The 19,069-nt window shown below is 64.6% G+C and carries 16 protein-coding genes; 7 read left to right on the top strand and 9 right to left on the bottom strand.

Features of this window, described 5'->3' with window-relative positions; genetic code table 11:
- Nucleotides 1-20: 20 nt before the first annotated feature.
- From RAC97_RS11430 to RAC97_RS11405, 6 genes are all read right to left on the bottom strand, one after another.
- Nucleotides 21-1,409, bottom strand: coding sequence for an ATP-binding protein (locus tag RAC97_RS11430; RefSeq protein ID WP_375101553.1), 1,389 nt, complete (start codon nt 1,407-1,409; stop codon nt 21-23).
- A 12-nt stretch (nt 1,410-1,421) separates the two neighbouring features.
- Nucleotides 1,422-1,838, bottom strand: a complete 417-nt coding sequence (locus tag RAC97_RS11425; RefSeq protein WP_375101554.1) for a Spy/CpxP family protein refolding chaperone — start codon at nt 1,836-1,838, stop codon at nt 1,422-1,424.
- Nucleotides 1,839-1,964: 126 nt separating this feature from the next.
- Nucleotides 1,965-2,642, bottom strand: a complete 678-nt coding sequence (locus tag RAC97_RS11420; protein ID WP_375101555.1) for a response regulator transcription factor — start codon at nt 2,640-2,642, stop codon at nt 1,965-1,967.
- A gap of 7 nt (nt 2,643-2,649) precedes the next feature.
- Nucleotides 2,650-3,021 (bottom strand): translation initiation factor 2, encoded by a 372-nt coding sequence (locus tag RAC97_RS11415; RefSeq protein ID WP_375101588.1) that lies wholly within the window; start codon nt 3,019-3,021, stop codon nt 2,650-2,652.
- 122 nt (nt 3,022-3,143) lie between these two features.
- Entirely contained in the window at nt 3,144-3,443 is a 300-nt protein-coding gene (locus RAC97_RS11410; RefSeq protein WP_375101556.1) for a YciI family protein, read from the bottom strand.
- A 1-nt stretch (nt 3,444) separates the two neighbouring features.
- Entirely contained in the window at nt 3,445-4,041 is a 597-nt protein-coding gene (locus RAC97_RS11405) for a septation protein A (RefSeq protein WP_375101557.1), read from the bottom strand.
- Nucleotides 4,042-4,109: 68 nt separating this feature from the next.
- Between RAC97_RS11405 and RAC97_RS11400 the strand changes: the two genes are divergently transcribed.
- The 5 genes from RAC97_RS11400 to rluB all read left to right on the top strand — a co-directional run bounded on the left by RAC97_RS11400 (nt 4,110) and on the right by rluB (nt 8,548).
- On the top strand, nt 4,110-4,970 hold the full coding sequence (locus RAC97_RS11400) for a PHP domain-containing protein (RefSeq protein WP_375101558.1): 861 nt from the start codon (nt 4,110-4,112) through the stop codon (nt 4,968-4,970).
- Nucleotides 4,971-4,983: 13 nt separating this feature from the next.
- A complete protein-coding gene (locus RAC97_RS11395) occupies nt 4,984-5,613 on the top strand; it encodes an L-threonylcarbamoyladenylate synthase (RefSeq protein WP_375101559.1) in 630 nt (209 codons plus the stop codon).
- 125 nt (nt 5,614-5,738) lie between these two features.
- A complete protein-coding gene (locus RAC97_RS11390; protein ID WP_375101589.1) occupies nt 5,739-6,437 on the top strand; it encodes a segregation and condensation protein A in 699 nt (232 codons plus the stop codon).
- Nucleotides 6,438-6,460: 23 nt separating this feature from the next.
- Nucleotides 6,461-7,231: an SMC-Scp complex subunit ScpB gene (gene scpB / locus RAC97_RS11385; RefSeq protein ID WP_375101560.1), complete on the top strand. Its 771-nt coding sequence runs from the start codon at nt 6,461-6,463 to the stop codon at nt 7,229-7,231.
- A 249-nt stretch (nt 7,232-7,480) separates the two neighbouring features.
- The gene (gene rluB, locus RAC97_RS11380; RefSeq protein ID WP_375101561.1) at nt 7,481-8,548 is read left to right on the top strand and encodes a 23S rRNA pseudouridine(2605) synthase RluB; all 1,068 of its coding nucleotides are present in this window, start codon (nt 7,481-7,483) and stop codon (nt 8,546-8,548) included.
- 153 nt (nt 8,549-8,701) lie between these two features.
- Here rluB and RAC97_RS11375 read toward each other — a convergent pair whose 3' ends face one another.
- Nucleotides 8,702-8,950: a hypothetical protein gene (locus RAC97_RS11375; RefSeq protein ID WP_375101562.1), complete on the bottom strand. Its 249-nt coding sequence runs from the start codon at nt 8,948-8,950 to the stop codon at nt 8,702-8,704.
- A gap of 243 nt (nt 8,951-9,193) precedes the next feature.
- On the opposite strand from RAC97_RS11375, the gene RAC97_RS11370 reads away from it, so the two are divergent.
- The gene (locus RAC97_RS11370; protein WP_375101563.1) at nt 9,194-10,615 is read left to right on the top strand and encodes an amino acid permease; all 1,422 of its coding nucleotides are present in this window, start codon (nt 9,194-9,196) and stop codon (nt 10,613-10,615) included.
- Nucleotides 10,616-10,695: 80 nt separating this feature from the next.
- Here RAC97_RS11370 and RAC97_RS11365 read toward each other — a convergent pair whose 3' ends face one another.
- Entirely contained in the window at nt 10,696-11,580 is an 885-nt protein-coding gene (locus RAC97_RS11365) for a LysR substrate-binding domain-containing protein (RefSeq protein WP_375101564.1), read from the bottom strand.
- Between the two features lie 151 nt (nt 11,581-11,731).
- Here RAC97_RS11365 and RAC97_RS11360 point away from each other — a divergent pair, with 151 nt between their 5' ends.
- Nucleotides 11,732-14,752, top strand: a complete 3,021-nt coding sequence (locus tag RAC97_RS11360; RefSeq protein WP_375101565.1) for an FAD-binding and (Fe-S)-binding domain-containing protein — start codon at nt 11,732-11,734, stop codon at nt 14,750-14,752.
- Between the two features lie 45 nt (nt 14,753-14,797).
- On the opposite strand, the gene RAC97_RS11355 is transcribed toward RAC97_RS11360, so the two are convergent.
- A complete protein-coding gene (locus RAC97_RS11355; protein ID WP_375101566.1) occupies nt 14,798-18,979 on the bottom strand; it encodes a deaminase domain-containing protein in 4,182 nt (1,393 codons plus the stop codon).
- Nucleotides 18,980-19,069: the final 90 nt, after the last annotated feature.

Raw genomic sequence — 19,069 nt, 5'->3', positions numbered from 1 at the left:
AGGAGCACGTGCATCGACCTTCAAGCAGGTGCTTCGGCCAGCGGCAGCTCCAGCCGAGCCACGAAGCCGCCCTGCGGGTGATTCTCCAGCACCAGGCTGCCACCATGACGTTCGCCAGCCTTGCGCGCAATGGCCAGGCCCAGGCCATGCCCAGGCGCTTCCTGCCCCGGGGCGCGGAAGAACGGCTCACCCAACTGCGCCAAGTGCTCCGCTGCCACCCCAGGGCCGTGGTCGCGCACGCTCAGCACGATATGCGCCGCGTCGCGCTGGGCGTGGATCTCGATCGGTTTGCCGGCAGGGCTGAAGCGCAGGGCGTTGCGCAGCAGGTTGTCGACTGCGCGCTCCAGCAATGTCGGCCAGCCCTGCAGGGTCAGGCCCGGCTCGGCTTCCAGGCGAATGTCCTGCTCCGGCGCGCTGAGCTGGGCGTCCTTGCGCACGCTGCCCAGCAGCGCGTTGAGGTCCACAGGCTCGGCGTGTGCTTGCTCGGCGTCGACCCGCGCCAGGGCGAGAATCTCGCTGATCAGGTCTTCCAGCCGGTCGCATTCCCGGGTCAGGCGCGGCCACAACGCCTGACGCTGTTCGGGTTCGGCGCGCTCGGCCAGGGCCAGGGCGATCCGCAGGCGAGCGAGCGGCGAGCGCAGTTCGTGGGAGACATCCCGCAGCAACTGGCGCTGGCTGCCGATCAGGCTTTGCAGGCGTGCGCCCATCTTGTTGAAGTCGTTGGCCAGCACACCGAACTCGTCGCGCCGGGAGGCCAGTTGCGCCAGGCTGTTCTGCTGGTAACTGGTTTGCCCGAGGTCGTGCACTGCGCCGCGCAAGCGGCTGAGCGGCCGGGTGATGGACAGGGTCAGCAGCAGGCTGAACAGGGTCAGTACCACTAGCGCGATGCCGATGGCGCTCAGCGGCCAAAGCAGGCTGTCACGGTGCCAGGCCGCAAGCTCCGGGCGCGGGATACGGTAGATCAGCAGGTAGGTTTCACCGCTGGTGGGGCTGGTGTACTCCTCGGTCAGGCGACGCCAGGGCAGGCGACGCTCGTCATTGTGCTGGCGCGCCTCGAGGGCGGCGGCGCGGCGCGGGAAGGTGCCCGGCACCACGGCATTGCCACTGTCGTCGAGCACTTGCACGTCGATCCTGTAGCGCTGCTTGCGCCGCTCCAGGAATTTTTGCGAAGCCTCCTGGCCTTGCTGTTCGTAGTGCCGGGCCCAGCGGTCGGCCAGGGTATTGAGGCCTGGGTGGCGGCTGAGGATCCAGGTGTCCTGGTTGAGTGCGTGACCCAGCAACACGGACAGCCCGGCGACCAGGGCGATGGCCAGCCAGAAGCTGGCCAGGATCCGCCAGAACAGTGAGCGCAAGACGAGTACCTCCTTGAATAACGAAAGCCCGGCCCACCGAGAGGGTGAGCCGGGCATCGGCATGACAGCTTACTGGGCCTTGCTGGCTTTTTCAGCTTTCCAGGCCTGGAACTCCTTCCACTCGGCCTTGCGCTCGGCGCGTTCCTTTTGCAGTTCATCGAACTGCTTCTGTTGCTCAGGTTTGAGCAGTGCGCGGATCTGGCCCTGGGTCTTGTCGTGTCCGGCCTTGATCTCATCCTGCATGGCCTTCTGGTCGGCTGCTGGCAGCTTGGCCATGTAGCGTTCGGTGATGTCGCGACGCTGCTTCATCTGCTCGCCCATCAGCTTGCCGATCTGCTGGCGCTGGTCGCGGGTCAGGTCCAGCTGGGCGTAAGGCGCGCCACCGCGGTGATGTGGGCCGTCGTGGCGTGGGCCACCGTCGGGCATGGCCAGGGCCACGGTCGGCAGGGCGGCGGCGAACATCAGGGCGATAAGGGTCTTGCGCATGGTATCTCTCCTTTCATGGGCCGGTGGTTACCGGATGAGCCCAGTCTAGGGAGATCAAGGTCAAGGGCGGTCAGGGGAGGGTAAAGGCTCGGTAAAGGCCGACTGCAAGCACAGGGCTTGCAGCGTTCACAGACTGTAGTAGTAGCCCCGGCTACGCAGCGCGACAATGCGCGGGCGGCCGTCGGGGTGCGGGCCGATCTTCTTGCGCAGGTTGCTGACGTGCATGTCCAGGCTGCGGTCGTACAGGGTCAGCTTGCGGCCCAAGCCGATCTGGGCCAGTTCCTGCTTGTCCAGCGGCTCACCCGGCTGGCGCAGCAGGGCTTCGAGAATGCGGCTTTCGGAAAGGGTCAGGGTCATTTCGCGCTGGTCGATATTGACCACCCCGCGCACCGGGCTGAAGGTGAGGTCGCCGATCTCGACCTGGGTGCTGGTGGCCGCCGGATGGCTGCGGCGCAGCACCGCGCGCAAGCGGGCGGTAAGTTCGCGGGGGTCGCAGGGCTTGGCGAGGTAGTCGTCGGCACCCAGCTCCAGGCCGAGGATGCGGTCCAGTGGCTCGCCGCGAGCCGAGAGCATCAGCACGGGCAGTTCGGCATGGTCGCTGCGCAGTTGCTTGAGCAGCTCCAGGCCACTGCCGTCGGGCAGCATCACGTCGAGCACCACGGCTGCCGGGGCGTGGCTGTCAAGGGCATGGCGCGCGCTCTCGCCATCGTGGCAGGCGCGTACCGAAAAGCCCTCCTGGGTCAGCCAACTGCCCAGCAGCTCGCACAATTCCTGGTCATCATCAATCAGTAACAGCTCGCTCATGTTTCACTCAATTCAACCATTGCCGGCGTCTTCTGTGTCCACCGCTGGCTAAGATACCGCAGACTACGCAGAACAGTGCAACCGCCGAGCCAATCACGAACCACAGTTGTTGCTCGCTCAACAGCTGCTGCGGGGCGCTGGCCTGCATTTCCTTGAGCGAAAGCTTCAGGCGCTGGTTTTCCTGGCGCAGGCGGGTGAGCTGGGCGCTTTCCCGCTCGCTGTCGGCATTTTGCAACTGCTGGGTCAGGACGCTGCGCTGTTTCTCGCTTTCTTCCAGGCGTTGCTGCAGCTCGGTGATACGTGCTCCCGCCTCCAGCGACAGCGGCTGTTCGGCGAAAGCCTGCGGGGTGAGCAGCAGCAGGCAAAGCAGCAGGGACATCGGACCTTGACGCATTGGAACTCCTGATTCTTGTCGATTCAGAAGGTTGTCGGCCGTTGGTCGGATTTGATGAGGGGCACGCTTGGCCCCTTCGCATCAAGTGTTGCGAAGGGGCGCGGGGGTCAGGGCAGGACTTGCTTGAACGGCTTGACCACGACGTTGGCATACACGCCAGCCGCGATGTACGGGTCGGCATCGGCCCAGGCTTTGGCCGCGGCCAGCGAGTCGAACTCGGCGACGATCAGGCTACCGGTGAAGCCCGCGGCGCCTGGGTCGTTGCTGTCGATCGCAGGGTGCGGGCCGGCCAGCACCACGCGGCCTTCGGCCTTGAGCTGCTGCAGGCGCTCGATGTGGGCCGGGCGCGCTGCCAGGCGTTTTTCCAGGGAGTTTTCGACGTCGCTGGCGATGATGGCGTAGAGCATGTCAGTCCTTGGTCTCGGGGGTGGTGGAGTCGGTGTCGTGCAGGTGGCGCGACAGGTACAGGCCCTGGGCGACCAGGAACACCACGGTCATGCCCAGGCTGCCGAACACTTTGAAATCGACCCAGAAGTCCTGGAAGGTGAAGGCGACGAACAGGTTGGCCGCGCCACATACCAGGAAAAACACGATCCAGGCCAGGTTCAGGCGGGTCCAGATGGCATCGGGCAAGGTCAGGGCGTGGCCCATGATGCGCTTGACCAGCACCCGGTCGCCGATGAAGTGGCTGGCGGCAAAGCCCAGGGCGAACAGCCAGTTGACCACCGGCGCCTTCCACTTGAGGAAGGTTTCGCTGTGGAAGGCCAGGGTCAGGCCGCCGAACACCAGGCATGCGACCAAGGTCAGCAACTGGCCCTTTTCCAGGCGGCGATGGCGCAGGAACAGCGCGCCATACACCACCAGCGAGCTGATTATCAGCATGGCCGTGGCGCTGTAGATGCCGCCGAACTCGAAGCCATGCCCGGCAATTTCGACGGGGCGTGGGTCGAGCTTGTAGACGATGAAGAACAACAGCAGCGGGATGAAATCGATGAATTGTTTCACGGTGGCAGCCAGAAGCGGGATGTGGCGGCATAATAACAAACATCGATTCCTGCGAAAGCGCTCCTCCCATGAATGTTGACCTGCATTGCCACAGTACGGCCTCCGACGGCGCCCTGGCGCCCTCGGTACTGGTCGCCAGGGCCCATGAGCACGGCGTGCAGACCCTGGCGCTGACCGATCACGATACCCTCGAAGGCTTGCCCGAGGCCCGCCAGGCGTGTGCCGCGCTGGGGATGCGCTGGGTCAGTGGGGTGGAGCTGTCATGCACCTGGGGCGGTGCGACCATTCATGTCCTGGGCTACAATTTCCCGCTGGATGCCCCACCTCTGCTTGCCGCCATCGAGGCCCTGCATCGCGGGCGCTGGCTACGTGCCGAGGACATCGCCAAGCGCTTGGCGAGCAAGGGCATGGCCGGCGCCCTGGAAGGCGCGCGGGCAGTGCAGCAGGAACTGGGCGACAGCGGCAACGCCCCGGCGCGGCCACATTTCGCCGAGTTCCTGGTGCGCGCCGGGCACGTCAGGGACCGCGGCGAGGCCTTCCGCAAATGGCTGGGCGCCGGCAAGCTGGGTGACGTCAAGCTGCATTGGCCGAGCCTGGAGGAAACTGTGGCGACGTTGCGCGACTCCAATGCATGGGTCAGCCTTGCCCACCCGATGCACTACGAACTGACACGCAGCAAGCGCAGAAGGCTGGTCGCCGACTATATTCAGGCAGGTGGGCAGGCGCTTGAAGTGGTCAATGGCATGATGCCGCCCGAACAGGTGGGCACCCTGTCCATCCTTACCCGTGAGTTCGGCCTGCTGGCAAGCGCTGGCAGTGACTTCCACGGCCCCGGCACCTGGGGCGAGATCGGTGCCTATCGGCCATTGCCCGAGGACCTGCCACCGTTGTGGCATCGATTCAAGCATGAACAGCCTATGGCGGTATGAACAGGAAGACTACGTGAGCCAATTTTTCCAGATTCATGCGGAAAACCCGCAGGCGCGCCTGATCAAGCAAGCCGTGGAGATCATCCGCAAGGGCGGGGTGGTGGTGTACCCGACCGACTCGGCCTATGCGATGGGCTGCCAGATCGGCGACAAGGGTGCGGTCGAGCGGGTGCGCCGCCTGCGTCAGTTGGATAAAAACCACAATTTCACCCTGCTGTGCTGCGACCTGTCGCAGATGGGCCTGTTCGCCAAGATCGACACGGCGACCTTCCGCTTGCTCAAGGCCCACATTCCCGGCCCCTACACCTTCATCCTAAACGCCACCCGCGAGGTGCCGCGCCTGCTGCTGCACGAAAAGCGCCGTACCATCGGCCTGCGCGTACCGTCCAACCCAATCGCCCTGGCCCTGCTCGAAGAGCTGGGCGAGCCGCTGATGAGTGTGAGCCTGATTCTGCCGGGCGACGACGAGCCGATGACCGACCCCTACGAGATCCGTCAGCGCCTGGAGCACCATGTCGACCTGATCATCGACGGCGGTTTCGGCGACCTGAAGGCTTCGACGGTGATCAGCCTGGCGGGCGATGAGCCGGAGCTGATCCGCGAAGGCTGCGGCGACCCGACGCCGTTCCTGGCCAACGCGTGAGTCAGTTGGAAGTGGCCGAAGCACCGGCCGAGCTGCTCGAGACGCCCCAGCAACTGCAACTGGCGCTGGTCTACGGCGAGGCCGTGACCGAGCTGCCGGTGGACCTGTACATTCCGCCGGACGCCCTGGAGGTGTTCCTCGAAGCCTTCGAAGGCCCGCTGGACCTGTTGCTGTACCTGATCCGCAAGCAGAACGTCGACATTCTCGACATCCCTGTGGCGGAGATCACCCGTCAGTACATGAGCTACGTCGAACTGATGAAATCGGTGCGCCTGGAGCTGGCTGCCGAGTACCTGGTGATGGCCGCGATGCTGGCCGAAATCAAGTCGCGCATGTTGCTGCCGCGCTCCGGCGAGGTCGAGGAAGAAGAGGGCGACCCACGCGCCGAGCTGATCCGCCGCTTGCAGGAGTACGAGCGCTTCAAGGCTGCCGCCGAAGGCATCGACGAGCTGCCACGGGTGGGCCGCGAGGTCGTGGTGCCACGCCTGGAGGCCCCCCAGGCCAAAGTGCGCAGGCTGCTACCCGAGGTCAGCCTGGAGGAACTTCTGGTCTCGATGGCCGAGGTGATGCGGCGTAACGACCTGTTCGAGAGCCACCAGATCACCCGTGAGGCGTTGTCCACCCGCGAGCGCATGAGCGAGGTGCTGGAACGTCTCAAGGGCGGGGCTTTCGTACCCTTCGTCGAGCTGTTCGCCGCCGAGGAGGGCAAGCTTGGCGTGGTGGTCACCTTCATGGCGATTCTTGAACTGGTAAAGGAATCGCTCATCGAACTGGTGCAGAATGAGCCCTTCGCCCCGATCCATGTCCGCGCCCGGGCAGACTGAAGCAAGAGCACAAGCCTTCCGCCATGAACCTCAATGAACCCCGCGACCTGGCGTCGCTGATCGAAGCCTTCCTGCTCGCCTCGGGCAAGCCACAATCGCTCGAGCGTCTCTATGAGCTGTTCGAGGAAGCCGAGCGCCCCGCGCCGACGGTGTTCAAGAAGGCGCTCGAGGTGCTGGCCAAGTCCTGCAATGGCCGGGCCTTCGAGCTCAAGGAAGTTGCCAGCGGCTATCGCCTGCAGATTCGCGAAACCTACGCGCCCTGGGTCGGGCGCCTGTGGGAAGAGCGGCCGCAGCGCTATTCCCGTGCGCTGCTGGAAACCATGGCGCTGATCGCCTACCGCCAGCCCATCACCCGCGGCGAGATCGAGGATGTGCGGGGCGTGGCGGTGAACAGCAACATCATCAAGACCTTGATGGAGCGCGAGTGGATCCGCATCGTCGGCTACCGCGAAGTGCCTGGCAAGCCGGCGATGTTCGCCACCACCAGGGCATTCCTCGACCATTTCAACCTCAAGAGCCTCGACGAGCTACCGCCGCTGGCCGAGCTGCGCGAGCTGGAGCCGGCACCTTTGCTTGACCCGGACGACGCGCCAGTGCCCGCGCACTTGCAGGCCCTGGCCGATGCCAGCTTGCGGGAGGAGGACGAGGGTACGGAAGTGACGCCGAAGGAGGAAACCAGCTTCCGCAGCCTGCTGGTGGAACTGGATGCCATGGAAGAAGGGCTCAAGACCGATTTCGAGGACCTGCGCGAGGACGTGCAGGCTGAGCAGGTCGAGGGCAAGCTGGAGCCCTGAGGCGTTTGTCCGAACCTCTTTCGCGGGCACGCCCGCTGCTGCACGGTGCGCCGCACCCCCTGTAGGAGCCGGTTTGCCCGCGAACGGGGCGGTAATGCCGACACGACCACCTGGCAGAAAACCCGGTTCTGGCCGCGAAAAACTTCTACGCTCCAGTGCGCTACGCCAACAAACCACGTATGATTCGCGCCCCTTGGCGCATTCGCTCGCCAAACCGCTTTCACTGCTAGTACACCGGGAGGTGCCCAGATGAGTGACAAAGACCTGCAAGAAACCCAGCCAACCCCGCCGTCCGGCGAAAAACTGCAAAAGGTGCTCGCGCGCATCGGCGTAGGCTCGCGCCGCGATGTCGAGGCCTGGATCAGCCAGGGCCGTATCAAGGTCAACGGCGTCGAGGCCACTTTGGGCCAGCGCGTCGACCTGCACGATGCCATTGCCGTCGATGGCAAGCTGATCAAACGCGTGGAAGCCGCCGAGGCGACCCGCCGGGTGATCATGTACAACAAGCCCGATGGCGAGATCTGCACCCGTGACGACCCGGAAGGGCGCCCGACCGTGTTCGACCGCCTGCCACGCCCGAAGGAAGGCCGCTGGATCAACATCGGCCGGCTGGACATCAATACCACCGGCCTGCTGCTGTTCACCACCGATGGCGAGCTGGCCAACCGCCTGATGCACCCCTCCTACGAGATGGACCGCGAGTACGCGGTGCGTGTGCGTGGCGAGGTCGACGACGAGATGATCGAACGCCTCAAGGCGGGTGTGATGCTCGAGGACGGCCCGGCCAAGTTCACCGACATCCAGAAGGCACCGGGCGGCGAAGGCTTCAACCACTGGTATCACTGCGTGGTGATGGAAGGACGCAACCGTGAAGTGCGTCGCCTGTGGGAATCCCAGGGGGTGGTGGTCAGCCGCCTGAAGCGCGTGCGCTTCGGTCCGGTGTTCCTCAACTCCGACCTGCCGATGGGGCGCTGGCGCGAAATGAGCCAGGGCGAGATCGACATTCTTTCTGCCGAAGTCGGCTTGCAGCCGGTTGCGCTGCCGGAGATGAACCTCAAGGCCAAGGACAAGCTCGAGCGCATGCAGCGTAAATCGACCCGCCCACTGGGTCGCGGCGAGCGCGTTCGGACTCTGCGCCCGGCCAGCCCGCAGGCCTCGGACGAGCGTCCGGCACGGCCTGCCCGGGAAGAAGCGCCAGCGCGCAAGGGGAGCCGCGGCAGCGCGGTCGCCGAGCGTCCCAGCGAGATGCGCAAGCGCCCTGCCAAGCCAAGCGGTGACAAGCCCGCAGGTCATGGCCATGGTAAGCCGCGCGGCTGATCGCTTCGGTTGTGGTGCAAAAGCCAGCCTTCGGCTGGCTTTTTTGTGGCCGTTGTTTCCAGGAGTTACGTCAACTCGATGATATGCAAGGCTTTTTCCACGTCAGTGGAAACCTTTTGAACCACTTTGTAAGAATTTCTTTACGGTTTTGATCTATTTCCCTCGCGGCGCTCCGCTTTTTCTCCTCCTGTAAATAGAACTTGCCAGGCTCGGCATTACCGACCTCTTCAAGTGCTGCTCGATGCCTTGCCCAACGTCGCGCCAGGCGTTGAGATAACGCCATTGCCGAGCGCAAACAGCCAGGCCGGAGAGCTTGGCATCACAACAACAAATGGAGGCGCCATGCACGCCGATCACTTCGCCCTTGAAGGCCTTTTCCTCGGGACCGCTGCGTTTTTTCATCAGAAAATGACGCGCGCGTTGACCCCTGCGCGCTTGCAGGGGTATACAATGCGCCGCGTTTTATCTGTGACCCCCTTGCGTACAACGCACTCTCGCCGAAGCCTTGCGGTTTTGCCCGGCACCTGAGCCTGGCGCGATACCCCAGCTTGAGAAACCAAGGTAGCTACCTTGCTCATTCCGCTGCGCCACGAGCGCGGTGGGTCCGATTTCGTCACAGATAAAAACAAGCAGGTGATTTCGTTCATGAGTGGACACAATTCGCAGCAGTCAGGCGAACTCAAGCGTGGCCTGAAAAACCGCCATATCCAGTTGATCGCACTGGGTGGCGCCATCGGTACCGGGTTGTTCCTGGGCTCGGCCGGCGTGATGAAGTCCGCCGGTCCGTCGATGATCCTCGGCTATGCCATTTGCGGCTTCATCGCCTTCATGATCATGCGCCAGCTGGGCGAAATGATCGTCGAAGAGCCGGTGGCCGGCTCCTTCAGCCACTTTGCCCATAAATATTGGGGCGGTTTCGCAGGCTTTCTCTCGGGCTGGAACTGCTGGGTGCTGTACATCCTGGTGGGGATGTCGGAGCTTTCGGCCGTCGGCAAATATGTCCACTACTGGTGGCCCGAGATCCCGGTGTGGGTGACCGCGGCGGCGTTCTTCCTGCTCATCAACGGTATCAACCTGATGAACGTGAAGGTGTTCGGCGAGGCCGAGTTCTGGTTCGCGATCATCAAGGTCGCGGCCATCGTCGGCATGATTGCCCTGGGCGCCTACCTGCTGACCAGTGGCCGCGGCGGCCCTGATGCCTCGGTGGCCAACCTGTGGGAGCACGGCGGCTTCTTCCCCAATGGCGTGAGCGGCTTGGTGATGGCACTGGCGATCATCATGTTCTCCTTCGGCGGCCTGGAGATGCTCGGTTTCACCGCAGCCGAGGCCGACAAGCCCAAAACCGTGATCCCGAAGGCGATCAACCAGGTCATCTACCGCATCCTGATCTTCTACATCGGTGCGTTGGTGGTGTTGCTGTCACTGACCCCGTGGGACAACCTGGTCGCCAGCATCGACGCCTCTGGCGGCAGCTACGGCAGCAGCCCGTTCGTTCAGGTGTTCTCGCTGCTGGGTAGCGATGTGGCCGCTCACCTGCTGAACTTCGTGGTGTTGACCGCTGCACTGTCGGTGTACAACAGCGGCACCTACTGCAACGCGCGCATGCTCTATGGCATGGCCGAGCAGGGCGATGCCCCGGCGGGCCTGGCGAAGATCGACAAGCGTGGCGTGCCGGTGCGGGCGATCCTGGCCTCGGCGGCGTTCACCCTGGTGGCGGTGCTGCTCAACTACTTCATGCCGCATCATGCGCTGGAGCTGCTGATGTCGCTGGTGGTCGCGGCATTGGTGATCAACTGGGCGATGATCAGCTACTCGCACCTTAAATTCCGCCAGCACCTTGACCGCACCGGCCAGAAGCCGCTGTTCAAGGCGCTGTGGTACCCCTACGGCAACTACCTGTGCCTGGCCTTCGTGGTGCTGATCCTGGGGATCATGCTGCAGATCCCGGGCATCCAGGTTTCGGTCTATGCGATTCCGGTGTGGCTGGTGGTGATGTACCTGTTCTACGTCGTCAAGAGCAAGCGCCAGGTGCAGGCTGACGGGGCGGCGGGGTCCGTGGCCAAGTAAACCTCTGGATGGAAAACATGAAACCCGATGCTGGGCAGCTGGCATCGGGTTTTTTGTTGCCGGTAGAGGCGCTCAGTCAGTCAGATCTGCTGCAGCAACCACCCACGAAACGCCCGCAACGAGGGCAGCGCCTCGTTGCGCGGCGGGTAGATCAGGTAGTAGCTGCGCTGGCTGGCGAACGGCTCCCCGGGGCTGAACAGTTCGCCCTTGGCCAGTTCCTCCTGCACCAGGATGCGGGGCACCAGGCCGATACCGATGCCCGCACGCACCGCCTGGATCAGGTGCGAAGTCAGCTCGAAGCTCGGCCCCAGGCGCATGGCCCGGTGGGGCAGGGCATGGTGGGAGAACCATTCGCCCCAGGCATGGGGGTTGTTGGCCACGTTGAGCAGAACTTGCTCGCTGATGCATGCCGGGCTCCAGCCGTGGGCCTCGGCCTTCGCCTGGGGCGGCAGGATCACCACCAGTTCTTCGGCATGCAGCCGATGACAGATCAGCCCCGGCAGGTCATGACTGGCAACACCGATGGCCGCATCGATCTCGCTGGTGTCGAAGTTGATCGCTTCGATACGCGAATGAATGTGCACCAGCATGCCGGGGTGTGCGCCGTAGAAAGCGTGCAGGCGCGGCAGCAGCCATTTCGAGCCGAAGGTCGGCAGGGTCGCCAGGCGCAGGGTGCCGACGCCGGACTGGTAGGCCAGTGCCTGCAAGGTGGCGCTGCGAATGCGCCCGAGCGCTTCGCTGAGCTCGCGCTGGTACAAGCGCCCGACATCGGTCAGTTGCACCTGGCGACCTTCGCGGCGGAACAGCGTCAGCCCCAGTTGCTGCTCCAGCGCCTGCACCTGGCGGCTTACCGCGCTCTGGGTCAGCGACAGCTCGGCGGCAGCGCGGGTATAGCTTTCATGCCGGGCGGCGGCCTCGAAGGCCAGCAGCAACGACATCGACGGTGTCAGGTGGCGGTAATTCATTCATAAAAGTCATTGATAGCGGCAGGATTATCCGTTTGCCCTGGGCTGGAAACTACAGGAACATTGGCACATTCGTCATCTGGCATACGCAGACTCATGCCAGCCAGACAAGCTTTCCGTGATCAGCCCCATACCAAGAGGCCATCCTTCGATGATCGCCCCGCTGCAAACCGACGCGCTCGCCGCCGATTACCCGAAATTCCTCGAAGCCCTGCGTGCCAGCGGTTTTCAAGGCCAGATCAGCGCCGACTATGGCACTCGCACGGTGCTGGCCACCGACAATTCGATCTACCAGCGCCTGCCCCAGGCTGCGGTATTTCCGCGGGATGCCGACGATGTGGCGCGTGTAGCCGCCCTGATGGGCGAAGAGCGCTTCCGCCAGGTGCGCCTGACGCCCCGTGGCGGCGGCACTGGCACCAACGGCCAATCGCTTACCGACGGCATCGTCGTCGACCTGTCGCGGCACATGAACAACATCCTCGAAATCAACGTCGAGCAGCGTTGGGTGCGGGTCCAGGCCGGGGTGGTCAAGGACCAGCTCAACGCTGCGCTCAAGCCCCATGGGCTGTTCTTCGCCCCCGAGCTGTCCACCTCCAACCGCGCCACCGTCGGCGGCATGATCAACACCGACGCCAGCGGCCAGGGCAGTTGCACCTACGGCAAGACCCGCGACCACGTACTCGAACTGCACAGCGTGCTGCTGGGCGGTGAGCGCCTGCACAGCCTGCCGATCGACGATGCCGCGCTGGAGCAGGCCTGCGCCGCGCCGGGCCGAGCCGGCGAGGTGTACCGCACCGCGCGGCAGATCCAGGAAACCCAGGCCGAGCTGATCGAAACGACCTTTCCCAAGCTCAACCGCTGCCTGACCGGCTACGACCTGGCGCACCTGCGCGACGAGCAGGGCCGCTTCAACCTCAACAGCGTGCTGTGCGGCGCCGAGGGCTCGCTGGGCTACGTGGTGGAAGCCAAGCTCAACGTGCTGCCAATCCCGAAGTACGCAGTGCTGGTGAACGTTCGCTACGCAAGCTTCATGGACGCCCTGCGCGATGCCAATGCGCTCATGGCGCTCAAGCCGCTGTCGATCGAGACCGTCGACTCCAAGGTGTTGATGCTGGCAATGAAGGACATCGTCTGGCACAGCGTGGCCGAATATTTCCCAGCCGACCCCGAGCGCCCGACCCTGGGGATCAACCTGGTGGAGTTCTGCGGCGACGCGCCGGCCGAGGTCCGCGCCCGGGTCGAAGCATTCATCGCCCACCTGCAAGACGACACCAGCGTCGAGCGCCTGGGCCACACCCTGGCCGAAGGCGCCGAGGCGGTCAGCCGTGTCTATACCATGCGTAAGCGTTCGGTGGGCCTGCTGGGCAACGTGGAGGGCGAGGTGCGGCCGCAGCCATTCGTCGAAGACACCGCCGTGCCGCCGGAGCAACTGGCCGACTACATTGCCGAGTTCCGCGCGCTGCTCGACAGCCATGGCCTGGCCTACGGCATGTTCGGGCACGTGGATGCCGGCGTGCTGCACGTGCGCCCGGCGCTGGACATGAAGGACCCGGCCCAGGCCGCGCTGGTCAAGCCGATTTCCGATGCCGTGGCGGCACTGACCCAGCGCTACGGCGGCCTGTTGTGGGGTGAGCATGGCAAGGGCCTGCGTTCGGAATACGTACCCGAGTACTTCGGCGAGCTGTACCCGTCGCTGCAACGCCTCAAGGGCGCGTTCGACCCGCATAACCAGCTCAACCCCGGCAAGATCTGCACGCCACCGGACAGCGTCGAGGGCCTGACCCCGGTCGACGGCGTGACCCTGCGTGGCGACCTCGACCGCAGCATCGACGAGCGGGTGTGGCAGAGCTTCGCCAGCGCCGTGCACTGCAACGGCAACGGCGCCTGCTACAACTACGACCCCAACGACGCCATGTGCCCATCGTGGAAGGCCACCCGCGAGCGCCAGCACTCTCCCAAGGGGCGCGCCTCGCTGATTCGCGAGTGGCTGCGCCTGCAAGGCGCGGCAGACATCGACGTGCTGGCGGCGGCGCGCAATCGGGTGCCGTGGCTCACAGGCCTGCCGGCGCGCCTGCGCAACAACCGCGCACGCAATCAAGGCCAGGCCGACTTCTCCCATGAGGTGTACGAGGCCATGGCCGGTTGCCTGGCGTGCAAATCGTGCGCCGGGCAATGCCCGATCAAGGTCAACGTGCCGGACTTCCGTTCGCGCTTCCTGGAGCTGTATCACGGTCGTTACCAGCGACCGCTGCGTGACTACCTGATCGGCTCGCTGGAGTTCAGCATCCCGTACCTTGCCCGTGCGCCAGGCCTGTATAACGCGGTGATGGGCTCGAAGTGGGTGAGCCGACTGCTGGCGGACAAGGTCGGCATGGTCGACAGCCCGCTGATCAGCCGTTTCAACTTCCAAGCCACCCTGACCCGTTGCCGGGTTTCCGTGGCCAGCGTGCCGGCGCTGCGCGAGCTGACCCCGGCCCAGCGCGAGCGCAGCATCGTGCTGGTGCAGGACGCTTTCACTCGCTACTTCGAGACGCCGCTGCTGGCGTCGTTCATCGAGCTGGCGCACCGCCTCGGCCATCGGGTGTTCCTCGCGCCGTACAGCGCCAATGGCAAGCCGCTGCACGTGCAGGGCTTGCTCGGTGCCTTCGCCAAGACGGCGATCCGTACTGCCACCCAACTCAAGGCCCTGGCCGACTGCGGCGTGCCGCTGGTGGGACTGGACCCGGCCATGACCCTGGTGTATCGCCAGGAGTACCAGAAGGTGGAGGGGCTGGAGAGTTGCCCCAAAGTGCTGCTGCCGCAGGAGTGGTTGATGGACGTGTTGCCGGAACAGGCTGCTACCCAGGCAGGCAACTTCCGTCTGATGGCCCACTGCACCGAGAAGACCAACGTGCCGGCCAGCACCAGGCAGTGGGAGCAGGTGTTCGCACGCTTGGGCCTGAAGCTGGTCACCGAGGCCACGGGGTGCTGCGGGATGTCGGGCACCTATGGCCACGAGGCGCGCAACCAGGCGACGTCGAAGACCATCTTCGAGCAGTCCTGGGCGACCAAGCTGGGCAACGAAGGCGAGCCGCTGGCCACGGGTTATTCGTGCCGCAGCCAGGTCAAACGCTTGACCGAGCGGCAGATGCGCCACCCGCTGGAAGTGGTGTTGCAGTACGCCCAGCGTTAACTGCGCGCGGGGTTCGCTTCAGCGACCCCGCCCACAGCTTGCTGCCTACTCCTTGTAGTCAAGAAGCCAACTGACGCTGAAGGACGAGGTGCCATAGTCCAGGCGCAGGCGCGGCAGCACGTAGCCGCCACAGGAACGGCAGGCGCTGAACAGGGTGAATATCTCAATGCTGCGCACGCGCTCGTGCTCGCTGAGCAAATCGGCGTTGAGCACCGTGGCGATCAGGCGCTCGGAATCCAGATGGCGACGGTGCTCGGTGATGTTCAGGTGCTCGGGGCGTCGCAGGGTAGGCAGTTCGCTAAAGCGTGATGAAGGCGCCTGGCCCTCCATGCGCTGGCGAGCATCGATATAGGACGTCCTTGACTGTGGCGTCTCTGGTGGTGTGTCGATGACCATCGTACGATGTCTGGCGCCGCCGGACAGTGCGAAATAAACCCGGCGGCTGTCATCGTCCAAGGTGACTGTGGCGAATGCCAGGTTGGCGCCGGACAGATGCTTGCGCAGTTGCTGGGCACCCGGTTCGCTCAGCAGTTGGGCGGCACTCATCGAGGTGTACGGCGACGCGCTGCCGCTGGCGGGCAGCAAGCGGTTGAGCACTTCGGCCACGTGCGCCTGTTCCCCTGTCGCGGCTTGCCTGAGCGGGCGGGAGGTGGGAATGATCTGCCGGTTCAGGCCAGCCAGGCTCATTCTGTCGACACCGGTCAGCGCGTCCTGGGCGCTTGGGTTGGTCAGGATGTTCCTGGCGTATTCGGGCAGCATGCGCGCCTCGGCGGCGTCATGCAGCTCTTTGAACAGGTCGGGGCCCCGAGGCGCTGCGGGGCGGCCATGTTCCAGCCAGTCGTGCAGCAGTGAGGTCAGGTTGTCGATGTCGCGTTGCAGGTTTGGCCGGGTCGCGACGATGCGGTAGGTTTCGCTGACCTCTAGGTAGCGCGCGATCATGCTGTCTTCGCGCACTCGCGACAGAACCAGCCGGTTGCCTGCAAGTGGCGCAGGCGCATTGCCCGGTCTCAGCGTGCCGGCGCTCAGCGCTTTCAGCTGGCGGACCTGCCAGTTCGAAAGGTCCCATTGAGTGGCATAGAACACGCCGGTATCCGCCTCTACGATTATCCAGTCACGGCCCCGCCAGTCGATCATCGCTGCGCGCAGGGTGCGCCGGTCCGGCACGGTCCTGGCCAGCCCACCGAGGTGTACAGGGGGGCAGACGCGTGCGATCAGCTGGACTTGCGCAGGGCTTAGCGAGTCGGGTAGCCCGAACCAGAATTCCGCCAGGGGGTCGGCCGTGATGGTGCGGTGGTATACGGGAGGAATGATGACGCCCAACTGAACCTGTGCTCCCTGCGCCTTGAGCGCCAGTAACGGTTTGTTGGGCTGGCCGGTGTGCCTGACCACCTTGCCCTGGTACACCATGACCTGTGCCCAGCGGTCGCCGGGATGCAGGCTGTCCTGCAGGCGTATGGGGGCCGGTTCGATCCGCTGGGTCTGGAAGGCATGGCTGACCTGCTGGCCGAACACGGGTGTGCGCGCATCGTTGGCCGGGGGCGCGAAGTTCAACGCAATGTAGCGCCCTGCTTCATTGCGGTAGGGGGCGCTCTGCAGGGTTGGGGCGGGTGCCGATGGCAGCGCTTCGGTGTCGATACGTCGCAGTAGGTAGCCGGGCTCGTCGGGGTGATAGCGGTAGGCCCCGCCATTGATCAGCGCATCGATGGAGCCATCGTTGCGGGCGATCGCGATGGGTGATGGATGCCCCTCCCACGTCAGCCATGGTCTTCCTGACCTGGCTGGGTCACCCCTGAATTGTTCAGGTGTCAGGCCGCGCGGAGGTGGTTGGTCGATCTTGAAGGTTTGCGGCCAGGACGTCTGGCCGGGTAGCTCGGGCAGGCTATGCCAGCGCCTGGGGCCGAGCTGACGGGCATAGACCGCTTGGGGCAGGGCGGGAAGTTCAGACCAGCGCTTGGCCGCTTTCACCAGCCCTAGGCGTGCATTGCCTGCGGTGTGCGCGTTGCTGCCATACAGGCGAGCCAGCGGGCTTGCGGCACGGCGAAGCGCCGCGGTGGTCTTGGCTGCTCCCAGCAGCACGTCGAGGATGCAGGCGGCCGCATCCTCTGCGTTTTCGGGGGCGATGCACGATGCGCCCGGCACGATATTCTTGATCAGATTCCAGGCGTAACGCCAATTGCTGGCACTGCGTTTCTCGGCCAGAAACGCTTCGTGGCGTGTGGCGCCTTTGCACAGCGCACGCAGGGTTGCAGCGTTGGCCAGGGCCACGGATTGCACGTAGGTGTGCTTCAACGCCTGCAGCAGGTGCTGCGTAGGCGAGCGGCCGATTTCCACCAGGCGCACGGCGATGCGCGCGACCTCCCAGGCCGGCGGGGCGCCATTGTAGTCCTCGTAGCAGGGCTCCGGTCCCAGGATGATGTGCTTGGGCGCGTTCGCGGGAATGTCCGACTCGCGCCACTGCAAGGTCTGTGGGAACAGTTCCAGCAGCGTCGTGTGCTGCTCCCCTGGCAGCACTATGCGCATGCCTGCGACGCCCACTTCCCATCGCCAGTGCGCTTCGGGGCTGTCGGCGTACGCGGGTACCGGGCCTGCCAACTCATAGCGGGGCCAGGTGGCGGCCTGGCATGTCCACGGGCCTTTGTTCAGCGCCTCGAGGTAGTTGGCGGGCAGTTGCGACAATAACCGTTGCAGCATCTGTTCGTGGATCTTTGCCGCCGACTCCAGCCACTGTTCGAAAGCGTTGTCGAACCACTGCGTGACGTTCGCCAGGCCTTTTTGCGCATAGGTCGAGGGGGTATCGATATAGGCCTCCAGGTGAAGCTGTCCATCGACATTGCGTGCGCCAGGGTCGATGTTGGCAGCCTCCAGCAGGCGGTATGCCTCGGCCATGCGGTCGGGACGCTGTTGCAGTTGCTCCTGGTCCCAGGCGTTGAGGTAGCGATCGTAGATGCCTTGCCATTGCTTCGCCGACCACGGCGGCAGGCTGTCGATGTGGCCCAGCAACGGGCCCCATTGGCTCAGCGTGTCGTACAGCGCTTCGCTGGCGCTGCTGATGTCCGAGAGCGGCAGGCCACATGCCTGGTCGGCCTGCTCATATTCCAGGGGGCGTTGCGTGGCGCGCAGCAGCATCACCCCCTGGCGCAGGTTGGCCCAGTTCAGGTCTGGCTGGTAAGGGAGGTCGCGCGGGACGTCGTCCAGCAGCAGCTCGGGGGCAAACCGGCGCAACAGCAGTTCCGCGGCCAGTTCGGCAGCGGCTGGGCGGCAATCCAGGCTGCTCTGCAGGCTATTGACCAGGTCCCGACGAATGTCGGCGAAGGGCAGCTCGCGGTTTTCCTCGCTGAACAATTCGAAGTCCAGCACGACACCTGCGCGCCGTCTGTGCGGTGGGTACAACCAGTCGACCATGGCCTGCTCGGCCAGGTCGCGGTGGTTGACCTGCGCTGCAAGCCGCGCAGCGTTCGCCAGGCGTTCGGCCCACTGGTTGAACGATTGTGATTGCAGCACGGCATCCAGTACCTGTGCGGCCGGCGCGTTCAATGCCGTGCCGGGCAGGGCGACCTTGCCGTGTTCGTTGGGTTGGTAGCCAGCCTCGCATTCGCGGGGTGTCGGCGCTCGGTAGCGCACGCCATGGAAGTACAACTGCGCTTCGAGCGTCGCGAACAGGTGTTCGGTGCGATTGCTGCCCGCAGGGATGGCCAGCAGAGCGTTCAACAGGGCATCGAGGTCCAGATAACCGGCGAGTTGCAAGGGTGTGGCCGGGCCAAGGGCAGGCGCCGCTTGATCGGGCAATTCGCTGTACAGCAGCAAGGTGGCCATGAGGAAAGCGTCGCGGTGCTTGAGGCTGTGGTGTCCGGCCCAGAGCTTCTGGGCCAGGCTGCATGCGCGGTAGCCACTGGCGGCAGGTGGTGGGAATGGCAGTGCTTGCGGGGTTGCCCGTGCTACCAGGGTTCTGAAGAACAATGCGCAATCGTGCGGGGTGGCGGCGGTGTCTGACGGACGTTTGAAAAAGGCATTCAGATAGCGCGCTGCTTTCTCGCCGTTCAGCGCCTGTTCCAGGGCTTCGCGTAGTTGGTGGTCCTGAAGCTGCTGGGGGAACCGGTCGTCGATGTCGAACGCTCGGTCGAAGTGCAGGCTGAGCGAGGTTCGCAGGTCATAGGGTCCAGAAACGTCACTTTCCAACACGATGTCTTGTCGGCGGATGGCGTCGATGAGCAGGTCGAGTGGGGGCATGGCGCGTACTCCGTTGAGGGGAGTCGCACGATGGGTACAGGCGGTAGGGCGATGGGGGTAGTGAGATACGACCTGGCTGGACGGTGTGAA

Source organism: Pseudomonas sp. LS_2 (assembly GCF_042709235.1).
In the GTDB taxonomy this organism is placed as follows: Bacteria; Pseudomonadota; Gammaproteobacteria; order Pseudomonadales; family Pseudomonadaceae; genus Aquipseudomonas.
Note: the sequence above shows the minus strand (reverse complement) of the source record. Positions and strands in the feature narration are given on the sequence as shown.

Coding starts and splice junctions, on each gene's coding strand:
- rluB (WP_375101561.1), top strand. CDS start 7,481: ATGAGTGACAAAGACCTGCAAGAAACCCAGCCAACCCCGCCGTCCGGC.
- RAC97_RS11375 (WP_375101562.1), bottom strand. CDS start 8,950: ATGAAAAAACGCAGCGGTCCCGAGGAAAAGGCCTTCAAGGGCGAAGTG.
- RAC97_RS11410 (WP_375101556.1), bottom strand. CDS start 3,443: ATGCTCTACGCCATCATCGCCAGCGACGTCGAAAACTCCCTGGAAAAA.
- RAC97_RS11425 (WP_375101554.1), bottom strand. CDS start 1,838: ATGCGCAAGACCCTTATCGCCCTGATGTTCGCCGCCGCCCTGCCGACC.
- RAC97_RS11370 (WP_375101563.1), top strand. CDS start 9,194: ATGAGTGGACACAATTCGCAGCAGTCAGGCGAACTCAAGCGTGGCCTG.
- RAC97_RS11360 (WP_375101565.1), top strand. CDS start 11,732: ATGATCGCCCCGCTGCAAACCGACGCGCTCGCCGCCGATTACCCGAAA.
- RAC97_RS11355 (WP_375101566.1), bottom strand. CDS start 18,979: ATGCCCCCACTCGACCTGCTCATCGACGCCATCCGCCGACAAGACATC.
- RAC97_RS11430 (WP_375101553.1), bottom strand. CDS start 1,409: ATGCCCGGCTCACCCTCTCGGTGGGCCGGGCTTTCGTTATTCAAGGAG.
- scpB (WP_375101560.1), top strand. CDS start 6,461: ATGAACCTCAATGAACCCCGCGACCTGGCGTCGCTGATCGAAGCCTTC.
- RAC97_RS11400 (WP_375101558.1), top strand. CDS start 4,110: ATGAATGTTGACCTGCATTGCCACAGTACGGCCTCCGACGGCGCCCTG.
- RAC97_RS11420 (WP_375101555.1), bottom strand. CDS start 2,642: ATGAGCGAGCTGTTACTGATTGATGATGACCAGGAATTGTGCGAGCTG.
- RAC97_RS11415 (WP_375101588.1), bottom strand. CDS start 3,021: ATGTCCCTGCTGCTTTGCCTGCTGCTGCTCACCCCGCAGGCTTTCGCC.
- RAC97_RS11365 (WP_375101564.1), bottom strand. CDS start 11,580: ATGAATTACCGCCACCTGACACCGTCGATGTCGTTGCTGCTGGCCTTC.